Origin of the sequence: Candidatus Aramenus sp. CH1 (assembly GCA_022678445.1) — an archaeon.
Lineage (GTDB): Archaea > Thermoproteota > Thermoprotei_A > Sulfolobales > Sulfolobaceae > Aramenus.
On record JALBWU010000010.1, the window covers coordinates 74,459 to 95,704 of the forward strand.

Here is a 21,246-nt window from a genome sequence, read left to right on the forward strand (position 1 = left end):
TAAAGAGTAGCCCAGCTTGGTTTAAAAGGAAAGAGCCGGTAGAGCGTCCCTTATCTTTGCCATGTTTTCCCTCAACGTCTCAAGGAGCACTGAGGCTAGTATTTTCTCGTCGAAGGGTTCTGTGGACTCGCTTTTCACTAGGTCTACTAGTTCCTTCACTACGCCCTCTAGGCTCATGGACATGAGGATACCGTTGATCTCCTTTATGTAAGCTCCAGATATTACTGTTTTCTTTGACGGATCTTCCATACCGTAACGTGAAGTTAGAATTCCCTTGACGCTATCTATTAGACTTCTAGAGACCTCTTCTATCGCTTCCACTATTATGGGCTCTATTATCCTTTTGTACTCCTCAGGAGAGGTAGAAATGAAGGTAGTGGTATCAGCAATTAACTTAGCTCTCTGATTAAGTGAAGAAACCAACAACGATGTAAGTTTGTCCCTTATCACCCTCACTTCTTCGCTCGGTACGGTAAAGGTTAAGGTCTGCGTGTAAATCGCGACTCCTAGCTTTTCCGCAATGAACTCCACAAGTGTTTTGGCTTTTACCCCAACTGCCCTGAACTTCGCTGCTGCCAAGGGACATAGGGTTACTAAGGACGGATAGCTTTCGCCAAGTGCCCTCGCCATCCTGTCGGCCCTCTTACCCAAGTTACGCTCCAGTATTGCCCCAGAGCATCCCTCAACCTTCTTCACTTTGAATCCCCTTTCTCTCAATCTCTTTATTATCTCATTGGCATAGGACGAGGAGAAGCAAGCCACGTGCAACGCTATTTCATCGTTTCCCTCGAACTCGATGGACTTTAGTAGCCTTAATTCTAAGGGAACCACGTCGAAGACCTTGGTGTTTCCGGCTAACTTAGAGTACTCTACATACGCCTCGGAGAATGCCTTATAGTCCTCTGGTGTCAAAGTTATCAGCTCTATGACGTTAAGGTCTGAGTTCTTCCTTATCTTCTCCACCAAGGAATTACCGTTACCGCTTATATAGTCCATAAAACCGCTGTCCCTTGTTGTGTCAAATAGCCTCACCCTTATGCCAAGCCTTTGAAGCAGATCTAATACCGTGTATATCATAGAGGGGTTATCAGAGATGTACTTACCTAGCCAAACGCCTATTTCGCTGTCGTTGGTGACGATGTTCTTGTACTTATCTGGGATCTGTATTGCGACCCCTGGTTCCTCTGGGATCTTCTTGGCCACAAGGCTGTTAAGCTTAATGAGCAATGTGGAAATCGGGATCCTAGCAGGACATACTCCGTCACATAGTCCACACTTGTGACAACCCGATATCTCCGCTATTGCACTGTCTGGGACGTCAACGCTGCCGTTTAACTCGTAATAGCTCATCACTCCCCTGGTGAAGTCGAACATGCCCTTGGGAGCGTAAGGCCACTGTGGGATAAGCCTGTACTGCGGACAAACCGTCACGCACATGGCGCAGTCTATACACGCCAAGGCGTAGTCTACAAATACGTCCATGTACCTCTTGGCTACCTTATACCCTTCTATTTGCCCTCCTGGGGAGATTGCCTTCGCAAAGCCGATGCCAAACCTAAACCTCAGAGCTTCGCTCTGCCTCTTCACAATCTCCAGGACCGTCTTTGCCCTCTTCTTTGGCTCGAACACTTTTCCAGGGTTAAATAGCTCCTCTGGATCCATTTCCTCCTTGTATTTCCTCATTACCTCGTACCTGTCCACGCCCAGCTCCTGGAACGTCCTTCCCATAGCGCTTAGCCTGTTCTTAGCATACTTGTGGACGAATATCCCCACAGAGAGCATTGAGCCACCTAGCTTGATGTAGTCCTCCATCATCAAGGTGTTCTTGGCTAACTCGTATATGATCTTCTTGTCTGCAGGCGAAAGAGACACTAAAGTGAACGCGTTAGCTAGCAGTACCTCCCTCCTCTCCAAGTCAATGTCTAGGTCAAATCCCTTGTTCATTTCGAGGACTCCAACGTCTCCTAGATCCTTACTGATCTCAGAGATTAAATCCTTAAGCTTAGTGTAGTGAATTAGACCATGCTGGTGTATTAATAGCCCCTTAGTCCTAAGGGCAGCGTTTACTCCGTGGTTAAACGACCACCACCCAGTCCACTCTCCCTCGAATACCTTCCCCCCATAGGACTGGGCGATCCTGTAGAGCTTTGGCTCCACAATACTTGCCCTGGAGGACGGGTAAAGAATTACCATGTTCCACTTTCCTGGATCCAAGGTTGCGTTGAAGTTGTCGTGGATATAGGAAGATATGGAGGGACCCCTCACTTGGACGTGCCACGTTGGAACCACTTGCCTGTAAAACTCGCCTATTGCGTTGTATACGTTCTCAAGGTTATCAAAGGAAATAACCAAGGCCTCCGTGGTCGAGGAGGGCCTCAGCTTGATTCCAACTTTTGTTATAATCCCAGTAGTGCCCTCTGCTCCGCACACTATGGCGAGGTCCTTCCCCTCAAGCCTCACCAGTTCCCCTTTGGGATTCACCATTTCCACGAAAGCCACGTTATCGCATATGAAGCCATACTCGTACGAGCCTATACCTAATGCGTCGCCCGCAACTCCTCCCCCAACGGTTGAGTCATAAGAGGAGGGAAAAGTCCTCAGTTGTAATCCCTTCTGCTGTGCTGCTATGTCCACGAGCTTCCACGTAGCTCCAGGCTCGGCTATTGCGACCTTATTTACCTCGTCAATTTCAATCTTGTTCATCTTTGAGAAGTCTACCACGATTCCTCCGTCTGCCGGTATGGCGTTTCCATACCTATTAGTCCCTCTGCCATATGGGACTAGGGGGACGTTATTTTCAAGGGCAATCTTAACTAGGTTGATTACGTCTTCCGAATTTTGAGGGTAAACTACGTAGTCCGGGATTACGTTAATCTTAATCCCGGACCACACCAATTCGGGAACAAACCCCATGTCTACCGAGTGGGAGAGCCTTTCGATCAAGGAATCGCTGAAATTGTCCTTAAACCTGCTCTCTAGTAAATCTTTTATTGGCAAACAACTCACCTTGACACTATAATAGATATTTTCGTAAATTATAGCTTATAACGTTTTTTAAACTTTCATAATACTCTTTGCCTTGCTCCTTTCTTGGCTCAAATCCCTTGAATTCCTCCGGTGGGTCGTCCCACGTTGGTATAACGTGGGTGTGAAAATGAAAAATTACTTGACCCGCGCTCTTCCCCACGTTAGTAAGTACCCTAATGCCTTCCGAGTTCACCGAGTCCTTTACCGCCTTTGCGACGGCACTAATTACCTTTGATATCTCGCATATGTCTTCGTGAGACACCTCTAGAAAGTTTTCGTAGTGAGTATTTGACAAGATCAGAGTGTGGCCAGGCGATATAGGGTACTTATCTAAGATAACTGTAGCAAACTTATTCCTATAGATTACGTGACCCTCCAGCTTACCGTGAATGATGTCACAGAATATGCACATAGTTTATCTATCCTAACAACTCTCTGTGGACAAATAAGCTTATAATAAATGAAATTATGCCGATAACGTCCTCCGCCGACGCGTTTAACTGAGTATGACAGAACAAAGGAAAATAGGGAGATTATAGGGAGAATTCTCGCCAGAGGAAAAGTTCATATCTCTATTTGTAACCTCGAGTAATTGCCCCTGTCAGTAATTACTTCGATTATGTGTTTCCCCTTCCTAAAGTTGTGGTTTATGTTCAGTACCATCTTTTTTGAGCCCAGAGGAATTGAGTCAGGAGCGAACTCTGGCGTGTACTCCTTGTCTACCCTTACCTCCACTATCCTACCATACAGACCTTCCGTGGGAAGCAGTATCTGCATGTACTGTAACTTATTTGGGGAAAAAATAAAATGGATAAGGCGTAATGTTATCACTGTGAACTTGACCTATTTGATGATAATTTTTGCCATCTCTGTGGCGACTAACGCTACGCCCTTCTTTGGGACTCCATATACTATCGTAGCTTCTACCATACTGCTGAAATCGGGAGTCACACCGTTAAACCTTGCAGAGGTAATAGCGGTTACTGCTGTTGGTGCTGCAATCGCTAAGAGCGTTATGTACGCGATAGGTTACGGCATAGGTCATACGCTGAAACACAACAAAAACGTGGTCTTCTTCAGCAGGTTTATAAACCACAGGTCCTTCTATGTTGCGCTCTTCATCTTAGCTCTATTGCCAGGAGTGCCCTTTGACGATTTCGTCTTCTTGATAGGGGGAGCAGGCAAGGCATCCCTACCCAAGATGATAGAGGTTACATTTGCTTCGAAGTTCATAAAGTCGTCAATAGAGATACCTTTAGAAACCTATGGGCTAATAGCAGTAGGAGGAATCATTAACGTCTCTCCTTTCCTGCTGGGAGTGATATCCTCAGTGGTGTTCACAATCTTGGGCGTGGTAATATTCAAGGTCGACTGGGAATCTATTTACAACAAGTTTAAAGATAGACTTGGGCCCATCTTTAAGATTGTATGAAGGTATTTTCCTGCAAAAAGTTCGAGGTATACGTAGAAAAGGTAAAGTTACCTAACGGCAAGGAGAGAGAACTACAATACGTTAAACACAGGGGGTCTTCAGTCGTTATCCCTGTGCTTAACGGGAAGGTTATCCTAATAAAACAATATAGACCAGTGATAGGCAAGTGGATTTACGAGTTCCCTGCTGGAACTGTTGAAGAAAACGAGGACCCGCTCACGACTGCCAAGAGGGAACTGGTAGAAGAGATAGGTTACGAGGCAAAGGAAATGGTGCATCTCTTTGACTTTTACCCCTCCCCTGGAATAACCAACGAACTAATGCACATGTACCTAGCCAAAGACCTAACATACGTTGGTAGCCACCCGGAGGAGTACGAGGTAATAGAATCCCTTCCCGTTACCCTAAACGAAGCATTGGACATGCTTAGAAAAGGGGAGATCGTTGACGCTAAGACGATGATCGGTATCCTTTACCTAGAAAACAACAGACACCTAGTAGAGTAAGTGCTCTAGACCCCTAAGCTCGCCCACCAGAATCGGTTCCTCCTTAGTCACCCACTTCCTTGCCTTCGCTTCCCTTAGCTTCTCCACCACCTCTATCCAGTTTATGAGGCTTGGCGCCTCGTATATTACCACGAATTCGTAGTCTGCCACCCCAAACGAGTAAGTGGTGTAAGACCTTATCCCATCGTTCTTGGGGTGAGTTCTAGCGATCTCTATGTGCTCCCTCATTATCTTTTCCCTCTCGTCAAAGGGCAACAAGTACCACTCCACCGACTTCTTCATGGGGTAGGCAATGAAGTACCTAAGTGGAGGCAACTTTAAGGCCTTTTCTATGTCTCCAGCCGACTTCATGTATGGAGAAGGCTTAAACACGGAAAAGAGGGAGACGTGCTCATAAGCATATCCTTCAAAAGAGGACAGTATTGCGTCCCTAAAGTCCACAATCTTACTAGTGTATGTAGAGGAAACCCAGTAGAGGAGCTGGGAACCCTGAGTTATGGATGCGAACCTCTTTAGGGAAACGAAATCGTTTGAGAACTTCTTCTCTACCTCGTCCACTTTACTTATGATGTTTTTCCTTTCAATTACTGGAATACTCCACCAAGTCCTGTCCAGACCCACGGACAGGACTAGCATGAAGACCTCATTTACCATCTTTGTTCAACTCGTTAATTATGTCGGAGTAGATAATTAGGGTTTCCTCTATGTCCATGAGGTAGCCAATAAAGTAACTGGAGACGTACTTTTTTATAGCCTCGTCAAGTATTTCGTACCCATCTGACGTGGGGCCGTTCAGAATCCTCTCTACGTACTCCTCGAACTCGCCTTTGTCTTGAGCCATTATCACGAAGGCCACTGGGATCACCCTTATCCCCAAGTAGACCTCGCCGTCTTCGAACTTGGGCTTATAGTTAAATAGTTCCTTGAGTAAGGACTCGTTGACGCCGTAAAAGCTGACCGCGTTCACCTTGTACCGCTTGAGCAACTTTACTGCCCTTTGTTTAAGCCTCTCTATCTCCTTGGGGATCTCGTTCAGCGGTACTGCGTAGCTTGGCACTAGAACTTCTACTCCGCCGTTGGAGGATAGCTTATCTAGGTAGAGCACTGCCCTGAGGAGCTTTGCCAGCTTAGACTTGTTCTTTACGTAGATCTTCTTAGTCTTGACGTCATCTATGGAGGAAGAAGGCAGGAAGCCGAGGACGTACTTAAATATGACGCCTACGTAGAAGGTGGATCCGTTCTCCGTGACGACCTCTTTAGGAGACGGAAAGCTCTCTACTTCCTCCCTGTACACTATCGCAATTTCGTTAGACGTCACTAGCGACTTCACGTACTCCTCGAAGTCCTCAACCTTCTCGCGTCTCTCCTCGATTAGTTGGCCGAGTTCGTTGTAGATCCTTATGAGGGGTACGTCAGAGGAGGAGTCCATGTAGACCTGGAGCAATGGAAAGGTGTCCTCTTTCCTGAGTACTGTAGCAGAGTATATGAAATTGGAAAACTTGACGACCCCTATGACGACCTTCGCATCAACCTCTGTAGAGAGCGCCGTATGCTTGGACGCAGCTAGGGCGAGCTTCTCTATGTTGTACCATTCGTCGCTTAGGACTAGGTCTTCAGTATTTTCCTCTTCCTCGTCACCGTACGTGAACACAACTGACTTAACGTTCAGTTCTTCAGCTATCTCCTCGATTACCTCCCTAATTAAGGTCTCTACTTGTGGAACTGGGGGTACTATGTAGTGGTCATCAGTACCTAGGTTCTTGTGGACGTGAATTCCGTTGTCTTCTAGCGTGATAGTTAAGATATCTCTTTCGTTGCCATCGTCGTCGACTAATGAGCACATAATCGTTGGCTTCACTGGGTCAGAGTACACTTTTAAGATACTCACAATCCCGACCTTCTACAGATTACTTTTTGCGATTAAATAGTACAAAAGCCTTATCGTAGTAAATCCGTTTAACAGAGCTCGCTAAGACTCAGAATTAATGGGGCAAGGACTTAATATTTATGCTTATGACCCAATATATTTGAAAATGGATAATCTTCGCATCTAAAGCCTAAAACAACTATAATGCTACCTAGCCATGTGGCAGGTTAGAGCATAAGATGTGTTCAAACCGGGTTCTATTAAAGCGAAATGAGGCGAAAAACTTAGCCTACTTGGGCCATCTTGACGCTAGAGATACTTGCCACGACCTTTCGCCTTTCAAGATTTCAAAAATCCAATGCATTTTGTGAAAAATCTTATAACCCAATAAGCGTGTCTATCTCTTAATGAGTTTTCAGAGGAGGTCAGCCGTTTACGCTATCGTCGGCTTAACGCTCTTGGCGTCCTTATTTATCATCGAGTTTAGGGACAACGTCCTCGAGTACCCCATCCAGGCTTCAGTCGTGGCTGTGTCGTTTTTCTCCGCTGTGACGATCTTCGTCATCTCGTTAAATCCTCACTTGATTGACCCAAACAGGGATATGGAAAAAATAGACGACGTCGTAGTCGCCATATCCGTTTTGACGTACTCAGTGATCGCAATATCGCTCATTAACGGTTACGGAACCGACGACATGGAATACATTTCGCGGGCTATTACCTATTTTCTACACATGAAGGATCCCTACGAACAGCTGTATCACCCCTCAGGCGTGCAGCCAACCTACCTAATTAACGGGGCTATTGCGTCCAACTTCGTTTATCCTCCACTGTCCTTCCTTCTATATATCCCTCTTTACCTCTTACTTTCAATTTCGGATGTAAGTTCATACTTTATCAATGGGTTAAACGTGGTTTTCCAAGACTTCTTGGTTCTGGTGACGTATTGGGTGGCAAGGAAGAGGAATAATCCAATGGCTACGTTATCGGTAGTCTTCGCATTTATTACCGGAGGAATTCTGGCCCCGTCATTTTACGGAGTAAACGGTGCAGTATGGGCTAGCTTTCTCGCCCTGTCCTACGTTTCTAAAGGCAAGAAGTCCGGCGTCTTCTTGGGCTTAGCCTCGTCTTTTAGCCAGCTCGCCTGGTTGGCGCTCCCATTTATTCTGATATACAAAAGAAGTAACATAGTTGAGATTCTTAAAGGGTTTTTGCTCGCTGTAGCAGTTGTAGACCTTCCTTTCCTCCTTTGGAATCCAGCGAAGTTCCTAGACGTGGTTACGCTGGATCAAAACACGATCCCAGTTGGAGTAACGGGTTTTACGATATTTAACTTCACAACCCTTTTCTCGGTAGAGCCGTGGTTCTTCACAGTAGCTATGGCAATAACGTTCGCGTTCTTGATTTACGCGTACTACCGTTTCTTCGACGTACTAAAGGAGACCCTCTGGGTCTTCCCTATGATAATACTCTGGTTCTCGTGGAGGACTCTGACTGACTACTTCCTCTTCTGGCCGGAACTAATGCTGCTCTCTATATTCTCGATGGACTACAACAGAAAGCCCATTACTATAAGACTTAACGTTAACAAAAACGAGTTAATAGCGGTGTTTTTGGGTGTGGTATTCACGTTAGCGGTTGCTGGCGGTTATGCCCACGCAGAGTACGTGGCAGAGAACCCCATAAGGATCTCGGAAGTCATTGTGCCAACTGACTTTCTGCCCATTTCAAAAGTTTACATTGTGGTAAACAATACTGCAAATATCTCAGTCAACATAACTCTAGTTAGGGTATCCATTTCCAGTAACCTCAATATGGTGTGGAACTTCTCGCCTAGCCAAGTGCCCCCTCATTCCTCTACTAAAATCTTGGCATATACCAATTATACTACCATGGAGATCAATAGCACCTCGTTCACCGTCCAAGTTTACTCTGGGTACTTTATCTCGTCATACAAAGTTAATATCAACGCAACCAACGTATTAATTAATGGGACTACAGCAAGTATTAAACAGGCTTCTTGACGTAAATTATAACGTTATTGTAAATTACATTGTTAACAGGCTAAAGGAGTACCTAGAGGAGAGCAGAAAGGACGGGTTAGTGGTTGGATTAAGCGGAGGAATAGACTCTTCTGTGACTACCGTCTTGGTCAGCAAGGCTACAAACAACTTCTTTGTCCTCCTTATGCCCTCCTCCTCGACGCCCAAAGAGGATATGGAAGACGCGTACAGCGTCATTTCCATGGTAAAGGCAAAGGAAAAGAGCAAGCTTATTCCAATAGACGATGTGGTTAACGAGATTTCGAAGAAAGTGGAAACTCAAGACAAGCTAGTAATAGGCAACGTTAAGGCGAGAATCAGGATGATACTACTGTACGCCTTCGCCCAGAAGCTAAACTACCTTGTGGTAGGCACCGGAGACAAGAGCGAGTTGCTCTTAGGCTACTTCACGAAGTACGGCGACGGGGGAGTTGACGTACTTCCCATTGGCGACTTATACAAGACACAAGTGAGGAGGTTAGGAGCAGAGCTTGGACTCCCTGAGAGGATAGTTAAGAAACCTAGCTCGCCAGCCCTATGGGAAGGGCAGACAGCCGAGGGGGAGCTGGGGATCAGCTACGAACTGGCTGACGCGATCCTTTACTTGAGGTTTGAGGAGATGAGGACGCCAGAGGAGATATCTCAGGAGCTAGGGGTGGATAGATCGCTCGTGTTGAGGGTGGAAAGGCTTGTGAAGACGTCACAGCACAAGAGGCTTCCCCCAGAGATATTCAGATTAAGCGGAAGGGCAATTAACTCTGACTGGAGGTATCCCAGAGGATGGTCTTAAAGGTAGAGCTAGCCCAAATAAGGCCAAAGTTGGGAGACGTCGAATTCAACCTATCAAAGCACGTGGAGATAATAGAGACGTCCTCGGCCGACTGCGTGGTGTTTCCGGAGCTCTCCCTAACGGGTTACGTCTTGAGGGATCTTGTCTACGAGGTGTACAGGGACTTAAAGAAGGCGTCGCAAAAGTTAGCTGATAAAGCGAAATGTGCGATCTTTGGCACGATAGACGAGGTGATGCCAGGGGTGCTCAGGAATTCTGCTGGAGTTGCAATAGAGGGCAAGCTAGATTTTGTCTACAAGTTCTTCCTCCCTACCTATGGACTGTTCGAGGAGAGGAGGTACTTCCAGCCCGGGAACCCCTTGAAGGACTTAAAGGTTTTCTCTTATAAAGGCTTCAAGTTTGGGGTTGCGATCTGCGAAGACGCGTGGCACCCAGAACCTATTGAGGCCCTAGCCCTATTAGGAGCCGAAGTAGTCTTCATACCTTCTGCATCGCCGATGAGGAGGCTGTCCACTAGACTTGCAATAGAGGACCAGTGGGAAGCGCTCCTGAAGGCCCACTCCATAATGCACGGCATATGGTCTGCATTCGTGAACGCGGTTGGTAGCCAAGAGGAAGAGTACTTCTGGGGTGGGTCGATGATAGTGAACCCGCTCGGGGTGGTAATAGCTAGGGCCCAAAAGTTCGAGGAGGCGAGGCTCACGTCTTCAATAGACAGGGAGGACATTAGAAGGGCAAGGTATTTCAGTAGCTTCAGGGATCACAACAGGGACTTCCATAGAGCTATGTGGAACATTTAATAGTGAAAAAGAGACTAAATAATCCTAGTATGATTTCTCAGAAGTTCGACATAGGCATATTATTGCTGTTCTTACTCATCATTTTCCTAATACTCTCTATTCTTTATCCAATATTTATCATTGGTGCAATAGGCGTAAGTTTTCTAAATATTTATCATAGCAGAGTATTCATTCCTTTATCTTTACTATTACTTTTGCCTTTAGCGTTACATGGAGATTTTTACACAATATCAATAATATTACTTTTAGCTATTATTTTGTTTAATCTGTATAAATCTCTTACAAAATTTACTCCTAATAAATAAATTTAATGGTTTAACTCCACCTTAATCTAAATTAAAACAAATTTAAGGGAAACGGAATGGACTTTATAGCTCACCTAAAAGGTGTAGAGTTATTTAAAAATATTGGGAAATATCGTACACATGATAACCAAGATAGAAGAGCTCTTAGCGGGCAAAGGTTGGGAGACAAGGAAGAGAATACTTAACGAGATTTCTTCAAGGCCAATGAGTGCATATGAACTAGCAAAGAAACTGAATTTAAATTATTCTACAGTAAAATACCACCTCGAATTGCTTGAGAGAACTGGGTTAGTTGCTCACAAAAAGGACAGGGGTAACAGACATCTGTATCAACCAACAAGAAACGCCCGTCTTCTTTATCAATCGGAATAATTTTTTATTTCTTGCAGTTTAAATAATCACGTAATGATACTTCCCTTATTATTTCTTTTAGTTTTAGCACAACCCTATCACAACGTGAGCTACTCCGTTACAGTTACAGTTAACAACACTGTTTACCAGTTCACGTATACCTTTACTGTACTCCAAGAGAACTCGTCAACAGTAACCTTCAACATGACTGTGTCTAGCTTGGGATTTAAAACTACAGAGAAATACGTGGTGGGAATTAACGACCCTTATCCATTACCTGAGGACTTCAGGGCCTTTAACACATCTGACTTAACCTTTGTGGGAAACGCGACACTTAACGGAGTTCAGATGCAGGAGTACAAGGGAATCTTTAACGCGTTGGGCAAGTACAACATCCCTGTGACCGCCTACTTTAATGACGGGGTACTCTACTCGCTAAACGGGAGTAGCGATGGAGTAATAGTAGAGGTAATGCAAACTCCAACAACTTCAACGTCAACCTCGACTTCGACGTTTTCTTACCTGCCTTTAATAGTTTTCGTTGTAGCTATCGCAATTGCTGTAGTTATTCTATTGAAGATAGGTAAAATTTAAATTATTTCTACTGAAAAGTTATATAGATGATTGAATTGGTCTTTTCTGACTTGATGATTGATGCACGTCAGGCTGACGTTAAAATCTATTTGAGAGTTTAAATACAATTAAAATTAACTCTACTGTGAATGTAATGACCTACAAAGAAACGCCGAAAATGATGGTTTTAAAGGGACTTATACAGATCATAGTATGTTACATTCTATATCGTTATGGAGACATGTATGGTTATCAGATTAAAAAAAGACTTGAGGAAATAAACAATAGGAAACTCCCTCAAGGTCTAATCTACGTCACCCTGAAACGAATGGTAAACAACGGTATAATAGATAGCTATAACAGTAGAGGGAAAAAGTACTACAGACTTACGGAAGGAGGGAAAGCGTTTCTTTTCAACCACGTTGAGGTGCTTAAAAAGTTTCAACTTATAACAGCGGAGATCTTGGGCTACTTGGAGGAGTGCAAGCTCAAGGACTCTAAGCCTAACGATAGCCGTAGTTAAATCTAGGAATTGAAAGAAAGCTCACAACTGTGTTAGAGAACCCCTTGATCGGTTCCTTAGGAGGACTGAGTCCTTCACCTTAGATTAAAAGCTTAATAAAGTTGGCGAGAAGGTTTATTTCACCATGATAGACAAAAGTAGGTCAAGAAAAGTTTATGGAGGTTTTGAAAAGGCTCCAAATAGGGCCTTCCTCAAGGCTATGGGGTTAACAGACGAGGACATAGACGTCAAACCCCTTGTTGGAATAGCGGCAGCGTGGAACGAGGCAGGACCTTGCAACATACACACCCTAGGGTTGGCAAACGTTGCAAAAGAAGGAGTAAGGGAGGCTGGTGGAACCCCAAGGATATTCACAACCCCGGTAGTAATTGACGGCATTGCAATGGGAAGCGAAGGGATGAAGTACTCCCTTGTGAGCAGGGAGGTAATAGCGGACACAGTAGAGTTGACCGTAAACGCCCACGGCTACGACGGCTTCGTAGCGATTGGGGGATGCGACAAGACGTTGCCAGGGCTGATGATGGCCATGGGCAGGCTAAACATACCATCGGTGGTGATGTACGGAGGAACCACCTTGCCCGGAAACTACATGGGGAAGCCCATAGCAATTGGCGACGTTTACGAGGCTGTAGGAGCCTATTCGGCGGGCAAGATAAGCTTAAACGACTTAAGGTTAATGGAAGACCACGCCATTCCAGGGCCGGGAACTTGTGGTGGACTATACACGGCAAATACCATGGGTCTAATGTCGGAGGCCCTTGGTTTGGCATTGCCTGGAAGCGCTTCTCCTCCTGCGGTGGACGCCGAGAAGGTTAAATACGCTAAGGAGACCGGAAAGACACTTCTTCACGTAATGGAACTAGGGCTCAAGCCCAAGGACGTCCTCACCTTTGAGGCGTTTGAGAACGCGATCTCAGTCCTAATGGCGTCAGGCGGTTCTACAAACGCGGTACTGCACTTGCTCGCGATAGCCTATGAGGCAGGGGTGAAGTTAACTCTAGACGATTTCGAGAGAGTTGGGAGGAGAGTTCCGGAGATAGTTAACATGAAGCCCGGAGGAGAATACGTTATGGCTGACCTACACAAGGTCGGTGGAGCTCCCCTTTTAATGAAAAAACTCCTTGACGCAGGTCTCCTCCACGGAGATGCCATTACCGTGACCGGAAAGACAGTGAAACAGAACCTAGATGAGTTCAAGATACCTCCAGTAGACCACTCGTATATAGTCAAAGACGTCAAAAATCCCCTGTATCCAGAGGGAGGCATAAAGATACTTAAGGGCAACTTGGCTCCAGAGGGGGCAGTAATAAAGGTCTCCGCCAGTAAAGTCACATTCCACAGAGGCCCAGCAAAGGTGTTCAACTCCGAAGAAGAGGCCTTTAACGCCGTAATAAACAGGAAAATTAAGGAAGGCGACGTTGTAGTGATAAGGTACGAGGGACCTAAGGGAGGACCAGGAATGAGGGAGATGTTAGATGTGACTAGCGCAATAGTGGGTCAAGGATTGGGAGAGAAGGTGGCTTTGATTACAGATGGAAGGTTCTCCGGGGCTACTAGGGGAATGATGGTTGGCCACGTGGCTCCGGAGGCCATGGTGGGTGGACCAATAGCCCTTTTAAGGGACGGAGACGAAATAACCATAGACGCGAAGGAAGGAAAGCTCCTAGTTAACCTGTCAGAGGAGGAAATGAAGTCAAGGCTAAAGGAGTGGAGCCCCCCAAAGCCCAGGTACGAGAGAGGTCTGTTAGCCAAGTACGCTAGCCTAGTGGCGTCTGCCTCCATGGGCGCAGTACTTATACCTCATTAGATTTTTTCATTATGAATATATTACCTCTTCTCAAATTCAGACGCTTATATTGTTAAAGTAAGTTTATATTCCGGTTATTCCACAATATTTTGATCACCATGAGAAGAACTCTAAAGGCAGCTATACTTGGGGCTACCGGACTAGTTGGAATCGAATACGTAAGAATGTTGTCACAGCACCCCTACATTAAGCCTGCCTACTTGGCAGGCAAGGGATCCGTAGGGAAGCCGTACGAAGAGGTAGTGAGGTGGCAGACAACAGGCCAAGTGCCGAAGGAAGTAGCTAATATGGAAGTGAAGCCAACAGACCCTAAGCTAATGGACGACGTTGACTTGATCTTCTCGCCATTACCACAGGGAGCTGCCGGGCCCGTAGAGGAAGAGTTCGCAAAGCTGGGGTTCCCAGTTATAAGTAACTCCCCAGACCACAGGTTTGACCCAGACGTTCCATTACTGGTCCCCGAGATAAACCCACACACAGTAAAACTAATAGATGAACAGAGGAAGAGAAGGGACTGGAAGGGATTCATAGTCACAACACCCTTATGTACAGCTCAAGGTGCGGCAATACCGCTAGCTCCTATCTACATGAACTTTAAGATGAACGGTGCATTCATCACAACTATCCAGTCCCTGTCTGGAGCTGGATACCCTGGCATTCCGTCACTGGACGTAGTGGATAACATATTACCTTTAGGCGACGCGTATGACGCTAAGACCGTCAAGGAAATAACGAGAATACTCAGCGAGACGAGAAGGGCAGTTAACGACCCACCAATGCAAGAGGTGTCCCTAGCAGCTACTACCCACAGGATAGCAACAATCCACGGCCACTACGAGGTAACCTACGTGACATTCAAGGAGGACACGGATGCAGGGAAAGTAAGGGAAGTGCTGGAGAACTTTAGAGGAGAGCCGCAGGAGCTAAAGCTACCTACAGCTCCCGAAAAGCCCATCATAGTCGTTGACCAAGACAATAGGCCTCAAGTGTACTTCGATAGGTGGTCCGGTAACCCGCCAGGAATGAGCGTAGTAGTGGGAAGAGTCAAACAAGTAAACAGCAGGACTATAAGGATGGTCTCCCTTATCCACAACACGGTAAGGGGAGCTGCAGGAGGAGGCATCCTAGCTGCAGAGCTACTGGTCGAAAAAGGGTACATAGAGTAAAACTTTTTTCTTCTAACCTCAATTTTCTCCTGATGACCACGCCCTTAGCAGAAGGGTGATGGGAGTCCCAGGGCTGAGGTTTTAGCATGGATTACATATCTTTGGCCGAACAAGTTGGAATAGACAAGGAAAAGGCAGTTTACGTCTATAAGAGGATGAACGGGGGGTACTACGTCCTACTATACTATTCGAAACCCCCCATAACTTACTCATTAAAGGACTGGCCTTTGCTCTACCTCAAGAGGAGGAAGCACTACCCGAAACTGGCAGAACCGGGCTACAACGAGGCGTTCCAGCTACTGGTGATGCTCGACGTGTACTCCATAGTGGGAACCTCGTTTTTCCTTCTTCACGGGGATCACAACATCCCTTACACCTTAATTGAAAGGGAGATGAAAGAAGTTTACGAGGGAATTAGGCAAGTGGCAAACCAAGAGTCCCTTTATCCGTACCCCTCCATGGGGGAGCAGATAAAGGCGGACTTCAGTGGATTCGTCAGGGACATCGTGGAGAAGAGGAGAAGGGACGACGATGAAGACAACGTTAAGCTCTTCAACGAGATAGCCTACAACAGCGAAGTAATGGATAGCTTGAAGAGGAGTTACCCTTGGGCGAAGACCATTTCAGAGGAAAAGAGCTTGAAGGCCGTGTCCTTGGCTAACGCTCTTGATAAGTTTTTAGAGGAGGTAAAACTGAAGGTATTTTACCTTGCCGCTGAAAGGACCAGAGCGTTCGACAAGATCCTAGTTGAGAGGGGAATAAGAGACGCTGTAAACTTCGTGGAGAAGAGCGAAATAAAAGACCAACCTACCAACGAGTTTGAGGCTGAGGTGCTGAGGATAATAAAAGACATAAAGTCCTCCTCCTCTTACCTTTAGGGGGCACCCAAGGTCTCTGATAAAAACTTATATGTAGCTGGAAGTAGAGTTTTGAACTTGTGAAGGGAAAAACAAGAGAGAAATCCACGAGCAGCATAAGGAAAGGCAGGGAGAGCATATTGGCGTTCAAGGAAGAGCTGAGGAGCATGACGTTTGAGCCGTTTTACGGGGAGAACATAAAGAGCATCATAACTAGGATTACGAGCAAGATACAGTCCTTAGCGGAGGACTACGGTTACGACGTTGAGTTCCCCAAGAAGGCTGAAATGGAGATAGACGGCAACATCTACTACTTCAATTACACGCTGAAGGTTAAGACCAAAACTTCCACAAAAAAGATCACGCTTCAAGTCCAATACATAATGTACGAAGAAGAAAACTGGGTTGGGATGATAACTGAGGTCAAGTAGGTCTCTTAGCTTTTCTAATAGCGTTCACCGCTATAGCGGTTGCCACTCCCACCACGGCTAGTTCTCCTACAAGCTCCGCAACAGTCGTCTCTGCCTGGTTTGCTACCTGTGCGCTGGTAGTAGGAGTTGTGTTTTGAGTAGGGGTCACACTTACATTGTACAGACTACCGCGGAACTCCAGAAGGTTCCACTTACTTACGATAGCCCCGTTCTTTAGCGTGTAGTTGTATATTTGGCTGTTGATCAGTGTCACGGTAGCGTTGATAATGGTGGCGTTCCGTACTATGGAGTCCACTATAGTGGCGTTGTGGTTCACGATATACGCGTAGTCAATGTAATCGCCGTACGCGTAGGAACCGTTAAATAAGCTAACGTAAACCAAGGGCAACAGTATGAACGAAGAGCTGGGAAAGTCGGGGGCTATGGTCAATGTATTGTAATTTAGAGAAGATGGAGTCCCAGTTGGGTACCCGGAGGCGGCGATCCCAAAGACGTATATGTACCACGGTGAAGAGAGGGCACCTTCTGACAGCCCAAAGCCGTTGGGAGTAGAACCGTTGACGACGCTCACGTTAGCCACCCACGTGCCATTGACGTAGACCATAGGGTATGCGTACGAAATGCTAAGGGAGTCGAAGTCTTTCGCCATGAATGAGGGGATAACTACGGCAGTAAAAGATCCGAGCGTTACTGGGCTACCGTTGGGGTAGTCTATACTGGCGTAAACGCCTAAGCTAGTACCTTGAAATACTACCTTAGGGTTGGACACCTTCACCGACAAGGATCCTGGCGACACGTATATTTGAGTAAACCCTAAGCCGCTGTCAGTATAGCTCTCGTGGTAGTAGTCTGCAACCGCAACTACCTTATAGTAGCCCGGGCTCATGTTTCTTGGAATGGTAATCTGCTTGACGTAATATTGGGTCCCATCGACGTAAATCGAGTTTACCTCCGTAGAGTAAACAACCCTGTCGCCTTTGTAGAAGTAAACGGTAACGTTAGGCGACCCCACAGTCTCGGCTATAACCTCCAAGGTCACGTTGGAACCGGGAGAGGTCACGGTCGGCTCAGTGAAAACGGAGGGTATTAGGGCGGGTACAACGTAGATGCCCTCAACAAATTCGTCGAAGCCGAAGGCCCCATTTACCTTAACCATGTAAATCCCTCCAATGTTACCAGAGATATTGTAAGCTCCGTCCAAGTAGTTGGAGGAAATCGATATACCAAAGGCTGAGATGTTTATCACCTCAGCCCTGGTAAGATACACGTCGGCAACTTGGGAGAAGTTGTCGTATATTACGCTATAGTTATAGATTTCCGCTGAGGTGTTGGAAGGGGGCTTAGACACGGAACCATTAGGATAGGCGAATTGGACTAGAATCGGGATCTCTCCCGGCTGATAGTATATTGCGACCTGAGGTAACAGGAATATCGCTTGCAGTCCCACCACAACGTACGTTCCAGAAGTGTAGTTCCCTCCCTCTACTACTACCTCCTCAACTCCATCTCCTTCAGCGGTAAACGACCCCACCCAATAACTGCCGTTGTAGAGCAAGGGGAACCGCTCTATTATGGAGGTCCCGTTATACACGTAAGCTGTTAGCCTTGTGCCTAGAGGAGCCTTGGTCACTACCTTAACTGTTTGCCCATCCAAGTAGGAGGTGTTCTGTACCGCTACTGTCACGGTAGGCACGCTTATCGCTTTCCCAAGGTATGAGAGCATGTACCCTGCGTTAATGTAACCTAGACCGCTAACGGGGTTGTAAGACGAATTCGCTATGTACGGCGTGTTGTAGCCAAACGTCACGGGCACTAGAGCCTTTGTACCGCTAAGCTGGTAAAGTAGGGGGTTCACGAACCCCAGCCTTCCGTAAACTTGGCTCATTAGATCGAGGATCCCAGCGATAGTTGGAGAAGCAAGGGACGTCCCACCCACGAGGTAGGTCTGGTTGTAATAGTAAATTACTGGGACCCCAGTGTAGGGGTTTGCATCAGCTACGACGTCTGGTACTTCCCTAAAGCCCCTGCTACCTTGGTACCAAGGTGAGGGGAAGATTGAGCTAAACCCCCCCGTTGAGGCGCCGAAAACGCTCTCCCCGCTCCATGCCGTCTGTTCCGTGAGGTTGCCGGCAACGTATAAGGACGTACCGCCTGCTGCTAGGACATAAGGGTCGCTTGCTGGGAAGACCAAGTTACCGTTGGGGAAGAGGAAGAAGTTGTTGCCGGTCCCCCCGGCGTCACCGCTGGCTGCGACAAATGTTATCCCCTCCACCTCTCCTAACCAGTACTCGTAGTCTAGGGCCTGGACGCAACTCAGGGGTAGGACGCCCAGGTCGAAGTAGATCTCTGGGATTCCAAAGCTCTGGGACAACACGTTGACTTTGTCCTGCTGGTCAATGAACGCTATGGCCTCGACCAAGGAGATGTCGGGGTTAGCGACGTAAAGGTATATCCCAGCGCCTGGGGCTTCCAAGTGTACGTACTCGACGTCTAGGGAAATCTCGAGGGCCCATCCGTTGCTAATACCGTCGTTTGGGTCGTATGGGCCAATCGGCACCACTTTTAAGAACGGTGGGGCCGTCACGTTGAAGGTCTTGTCGAAATCGTTCAACTGTTGAACAATGTATGGGTCTCCGTAGAAGTCGAGTATTCCCACGGAAGTACCGTTCCCGTTTATGCCGTGGTTAAGCAGTACCGTCACGTTATATGCCTGCCTCAATTGTTCTGGCTTTACCTCGGAGAAGGCTACAGCCTGGGTCACGTTGTACAGGGTATTTGGCCTTGACAAGAGGGCTTTGGTGAAGTTGGTTGATATTAGATAGGCAGAGCCTATTGGAGAAGGCCCCTCTCCCTCAAACTCGTAGAAGGTTATGTTCCCGAACTTGTACACGTAAAACGTGCCGTGTAATGCTCTCTCCAAGACCTCAACTTTTCCGCTCACGGTTATGACGTTAAGGTAAGTCTGAGTTGACAGACCAAACTGGTGGAAGTAGTTTACGGCCCTTTGAATCTCGGCATTGGGGATAAACAGTCGTTCTACTTGAGTCAAGTTAAGCACCGTGTGGTTCTCCACATACATCTGGAGGAGCTCTAAGTTCTTCGGTTGTTCCACAACAGTTACTGTAACGTAAGCGTCCTTGTTTAAGGTCGACTGAAAGTCGTGAGTGTTAACTCCCACCAAGGGGATAACGGAGCCTACTAGGAAAATGAGGGTAATTAACTCCTTTAACATGTCAATCCTTAGCCCCAAAGAAAGATAAATCTTTTCGATACAGAGTCCTAGACTTCACAAGAAAGAATATAAGCGTGGCACTTTCTCAGAATAGCGATGTATAAATTTCCAGAAGACGGAGAAAAAATAACCTTCAAAAACGGGCAGTGGATAACCCCCAATAAGCCCGTTATCCTTTACATAGAGGGAGACGGAATAGGACCGGAGATAACGAACTCAGCAATAAGGGTAATAAACAAGGCGGTGGAGAAAAGCTACGGCTCATCTAGGGAAATCAAGTGGGTGGAAGTTTACGCAGGAGACAAGGCTCAGCAACTGACTGGCGACAGGTTCCCTAAGGAGACAAGGGAGGCCCTGCTGAACTACAGGGTAGTCCTTAAGGGACCACTTCAGACGCCGGTTGGAAAGGGGTGGAAGTCAGTAAACGTGGAGATAAGGCTGATGCTGGACCTTTACGCAAACATAAGGCCAGTTAAGTACATAAGGGGGATAGAGAGCCCCTTAAAGAACCCCGAAAAGGTGGACATGGTAATCTTCAGGGAGAACACAGACGACTTATACCGGGGTATAGAGTACCCATACGACTCACAGGAAGCGAAGAAGATCAGGGAATTTCTCAAGAAAGAACTAAACGTAGAAGTAGAGGACGATGCAGGGATAGGCATTAAGGTGATCAGTAAGTTCAAGACAGAGAGGATAACTAGGATGGCGATAAAGTACGCCATAGACCACGGAAGGAGAAAGGTAACTATCATGCACAAGGGGAACGTCTTAAAGTACACGGAGGGGAGCTTCATGTGGTGGGCTTACGACCTAGCCAAGAGAGAGTTCAGGGACAAGATAGTAACGGAGGAAGAGGTAAACCAAGGAGCAGACCCAACTGGGAAAGTCATAGTGAACGACAGGATAGCGGACAACATGTTCCAGCAGATAATCACCCGGCCAGACGAATACGACGTTATACTAGCCCCCAACCTAAATGGAGACTACATATCTGATGCTGCTGGTGCCCTCATAGGCAACATAGGACTGCTAGGAGGGGCAAACATAGGGGACTCGGGCGGGATGTTTGAGGCGATCCACGGTACAGCTCCAAAGTACGCTGGAAAGAACGTGGCAAACCCGACTGGGATGATAAAGGGAGGAGAGCTGATGCTCAGGTTCATGGGGTGGAACGAGGCGGCGGACCTTATAGAGAAGGCCATTAACACTGCAATAGAGACCAAGAAGGTAACCCAAGACATAGCTAGGTACATGGGAGTCACCCCGCTCGGCACCAAGGAGTTCACAGACGAGCTGATAGCCATAATGGGCACGTTAAGGTGATAAATAAGAAGACAAACCTCGCCTAGCGGGGTTAAGGTTTTAACATGAAAACGATTTCCTTTTATGGCGCTTTCTTTGGCGAACTAAAGATGAGGAGCCAGATTACTCCCGCAATTCCGGAAGCGTCAAAACCGCAGTTGTGAGGCTCTTCCCAAGTGGGTAAACAGAGGAAATTGAGGAAGTTGGCGGACGTGACTGAAAAGCTGTGGAA

Annotated in this window: 19 protein-coding genes; 13 read left to right on the forward strand and 6 right to left on the reverse strand. The window is 46.7% G+C overall.

The features are described from left to right. Positions 1-21 precede the first annotated feature (21 nt). The 3 genes from MPF33_09390 to MPF33_09400 form a co-directional block, all read right to left on the reverse strand. Positions 22-2,997: an FAD-binding oxidoreductase gene (locus MPF33_09390; GenBank protein MCI2415436.1), complete on the reverse strand. Its 2,976-nt coding sequence runs from the start codon at positions 2,995-2,997 to the stop codon at positions 22-24. A 16-nt stretch (positions 2,998-3,013) separates the two neighbouring features. Then, the gene (locus MPF33_09395; protein ID MCI2415437.1) at positions 3,014-3,439 is read right to left on the reverse strand and encodes an HIT family protein; all 426 of its coding nucleotides are present in this window, start codon (positions 3,437-3,439) and stop codon (positions 3,014-3,016) included. A 152-nt stretch (positions 3,440-3,591) separates the two neighbouring features. Further along, the gene (locus MPF33_09400; protein MCI2415438.1) at positions 3,592-3,804 is read right to left on the reverse strand and encodes a hypothetical protein; all 213 of its coding nucleotides are present in this window, start codon (positions 3,802-3,804) and stop codon (positions 3,592-3,594) included. Here MPF33_09400 and MPF33_09405 point away from each other — a divergent pair. Further along, positions 3,803-4,459 (forward strand): VTT domain-containing protein, encoded by a 657-nt coding sequence (locus tag MPF33_09405; protein ID MCI2415439.1) that lies wholly within the window; start codon positions 3,803-3,805, stop codon positions 4,457-4,459. The genes MPF33_09400 and MPF33_09405 overlap by 2 nt on opposite strands. Next, positions 4,456-4,965, forward strand: coding sequence for an NUDIX hydrolase (locus MPF33_09410; GenBank protein MCI2415440.1), 510 nt, complete (start codon positions 4,456-4,458; stop codon positions 4,963-4,965). Before MPF33_09405 ends, MPF33_09410 begins: the two co-directional genes overlap by 4 nt. On the opposite strand, the gene MPF33_09415 is transcribed toward MPF33_09410, so the two are convergent. Both MPF33_09415 and MPF33_09420 read right to left on the reverse strand, forming a co-directional pair. Further along, positions 4,954-5,601: a chlorite dismutase family protein gene (locus MPF33_09415; protein MCI2415441.1), complete on the reverse strand. Its 648-nt coding sequence runs from the start codon at positions 5,599-5,601 to the stop codon at positions 4,954-4,956. The two genes, MPF33_09410 and MPF33_09415, sit on opposite strands and share 12 nt — an antisense overlap. Before the next feature lie 7 nt (positions 5,602-5,608). Next, positions 5,609-6,853, reverse strand: a complete 1,245-nt coding sequence (locus tag MPF33_09420; protein ID MCI2415442.1) for a hypothetical protein — start codon at positions 6,851-6,853, stop codon at positions 5,609-5,611. Positions 6,854-7,239: 386 nt separating this feature from the next. On the opposite strand from MPF33_09420, the gene MPF33_09425 reads away from it, so the two are divergent. The 10 genes from MPF33_09425 (at position 7,240) to MPF33_09470 (ending at position 16,477) form a co-directional block, all read left to right on the forward strand. Then, positions 7,240-8,856, forward strand: coding sequence for a hypothetical protein (locus MPF33_09425; protein ID MCI2415443.1), 1,617 nt, complete (start codon positions 7,240-7,242; stop codon positions 8,854-8,856). Beyond that, positions 8,822-9,664, forward strand: a complete 843-nt coding sequence (locus tag MPF33_09430; protein ID MCI2415444.1) for an NAD+ synthase — start codon at positions 8,822-8,824, stop codon at positions 9,662-9,664. Before MPF33_09425 ends, MPF33_09430 begins: the two co-directional genes overlap by 35 nt. Beyond that, a complete protein-coding gene (locus MPF33_09435; GenBank protein ID MCI2415445.1) occupies positions 9,655-10,464 on the forward strand; it encodes an amidohydrolase in 810 nt (269 codons plus the stop codon). Before MPF33_09430 ends, MPF33_09435 begins: the two co-directional genes overlap by 10 nt. Before the next feature lie 425 nt (positions 10,465-10,889). After that, positions 10,890-11,141, forward strand: a complete 252-nt coding sequence (locus MPF33_09440; protein ID MCI2415446.1) for a winged helix-turn-helix domain-containing protein — start codon at positions 10,890-10,892, stop codon at positions 11,139-11,141. Positions 11,142-11,225: 84 nt separating this feature from the next. Next, on the forward strand, positions 11,226-11,714 hold the full coding sequence (locus MPF33_09445; protein ID MCI2415447.1) for a hypothetical protein: 489 nt from the start codon (positions 11,226-11,228) through the stop codon (positions 11,712-11,714). A 133-nt stretch (positions 11,715-11,847) separates the two neighbouring features. Next, on the forward strand, positions 11,848-12,216 hold the full coding sequence (locus tag MPF33_09450) for a PadR family transcriptional regulator (GenBank protein ID MCI2415448.1): 369 nt from the start codon (positions 11,848-11,850) through the stop codon (positions 12,214-12,216). Positions 12,217-12,340: 124 nt separating this feature from the next. Further along, on the forward strand, positions 12,341-14,023 hold the full coding sequence (ilvD, locus tag MPF33_09455; protein MCI2415449.1) for a dihydroxy-acid dehydratase: 1,683 nt from the start codon (positions 12,341-12,343) through the stop codon (positions 14,021-14,023). Between the two features lie 98 nt (positions 14,024-14,121). Then, the gene (gene asd / locus MPF33_09460) at positions 14,122-15,189 is read left to right on the forward strand and encodes an aspartate-semialdehyde dehydrogenase (protein MCI2415450.1); all 1,068 of its coding nucleotides are present in this window, start codon (positions 14,122-14,124) and stop codon (positions 15,187-15,189) included. Between the two features lie 86 nt (positions 15,190-15,275). Beyond that, positions 15,276-16,067 (forward strand): hypothetical protein, encoded by a 792-nt coding sequence (locus MPF33_09465; GenBank protein MCI2415451.1) that lies wholly within the window; start codon positions 15,276-15,278, stop codon positions 16,065-16,067. Positions 16,068-16,126: 59 nt separating this feature from the next. Continuing rightward, positions 16,127-16,477, forward strand: a complete 351-nt coding sequence (locus MPF33_09470) for a hypothetical protein (protein ID MCI2415452.1) — start codon at positions 16,127-16,129, stop codon at positions 16,475-16,477. On the opposite strand, the gene MPF33_09475 is transcribed toward MPF33_09470, so the two are convergent. Further along, positions 16,470-19,709 carry a protease pro-enzyme activation domain-containing protein gene (locus MPF33_09475; GenBank protein MCI2415453.1) on the reverse strand — a complete coding sequence of 1,080 codons (3,240 nt, stop codon included), beginning with the start codon at positions 19,707-19,709 and terminating at the stop codon, positions 16,470-16,472. The genes MPF33_09470 and MPF33_09475 overlap by 8 nt on opposite strands. A gap of 96 nt (positions 19,710-19,805) precedes the next feature. Between MPF33_09475 and MPF33_09480 the strand changes: the two genes are divergently transcribed. Continuing rightward, on the forward strand, positions 19,806-21,035 hold the full coding sequence (locus MPF33_09480; protein MCI2415454.1) for an NADP-dependent isocitrate dehydrogenase: 1,230 nt from the start codon (positions 19,806-19,808) through the stop codon (positions 21,033-21,035). Positions 21,036-21,246 lie beyond the last annotated feature (211 nt).

Excerpts from the sequence above, each read along its gene's own strand:
- MPF33_09440 (MCI2415446.1), top strand. The coding sequence starts at position 10,890 with ATGATAACCAAGATAGAAGAGCTCTTAGCGGGCAAAGGTTGGGAGACA.
- MPF33_09410 (MCI2415440.1), top strand. The coding sequence starts at position 4,456 with ATGAAGGTATTTTCCTGCAAAAAGTTCGAGGTATACGTAGAAAAGGTA.
- MPF33_09405 (MCI2415439.1), top strand. The coding sequence starts at position 3,803 with ATGTACTGTAACTTATTTGGGGAAAAAATAAAATGGATAAGGCGTAAT.
- MPF33_09400 (MCI2415438.1), bottom strand. The coding sequence starts at position 3,804 with ATGCAGATACTGCTTCCCACGGAAGGTCTGTATGGTAGGATAGTGGAG.
- MPF33_09395 (MCI2415437.1), bottom strand. The coding sequence starts at position 3,439 with ATGTGCATATTCTGTGACATCATTCACGGTAAGCTGGAGGGTCACGTA.
- MPF33_09415 (MCI2415441.1), bottom strand. The coding sequence starts at position 5,601 with ATGCTAGTCCTGTCCGTGGGTCTGGACAGGACTTGGTGGAGTATTCCA.
- MPF33_09465 (MCI2415451.1), top strand. The coding sequence starts at position 15,276 with ATGGATTACATATCTTTGGCCGAACAAGTTGGAATAGACAAGGAAAAG.
- MPF33_09475 (MCI2415453.1), bottom strand. The coding sequence starts at position 19,709 with ATGTTAAAGGAGTTAATTACCCTCATTTTCCTAGTAGGCTCCGTTATC.
- MPF33_09435 (MCI2415445.1), top strand. The coding sequence starts at position 9,655 with ATGGTCTTAAAGGTAGAGCTAGCCCAAATAAGGCCAAAGTTGGGAGAC.
- MPF33_09480 (MCI2415454.1), top strand. The coding sequence starts at position 19,806 with ATGTATAAATTTCCAGAAGACGGAGAAAAAATAACCTTCAAAAACGGG.
- ilvD (MCI2415449.1), top strand. The coding sequence starts at position 12,341 with ATGATAGACAAAAGTAGGTCAAGAAAAGTTTATGGAGGTTTTGAAAAG.
- MPF33_09430 (MCI2415444.1), top strand. The coding sequence starts at position 8,822 with ATGGGACTACAGCAAGTATTAAACAGGCTTCTTGACGTAAATTATAAC.
- asd (MCI2415450.1), top strand. The coding sequence starts at position 14,122 with ATGAGAAGAACTCTAAAGGCAGCTATACTTGGGGCTACCGGACTAGTT.
- MPF33_09425 (MCI2415443.1), top strand. The coding sequence starts at position 7,240 with ATGAGTTTTCAGAGGAGGTCAGCCGTTTACGCTATCGTCGGCTTAACG.
- MPF33_09450 (MCI2415448.1), top strand. The coding sequence starts at position 11,848 with ATGACCTACAAAGAAACGCCGAAAATGATGGTTTTAAAGGGACTTATA.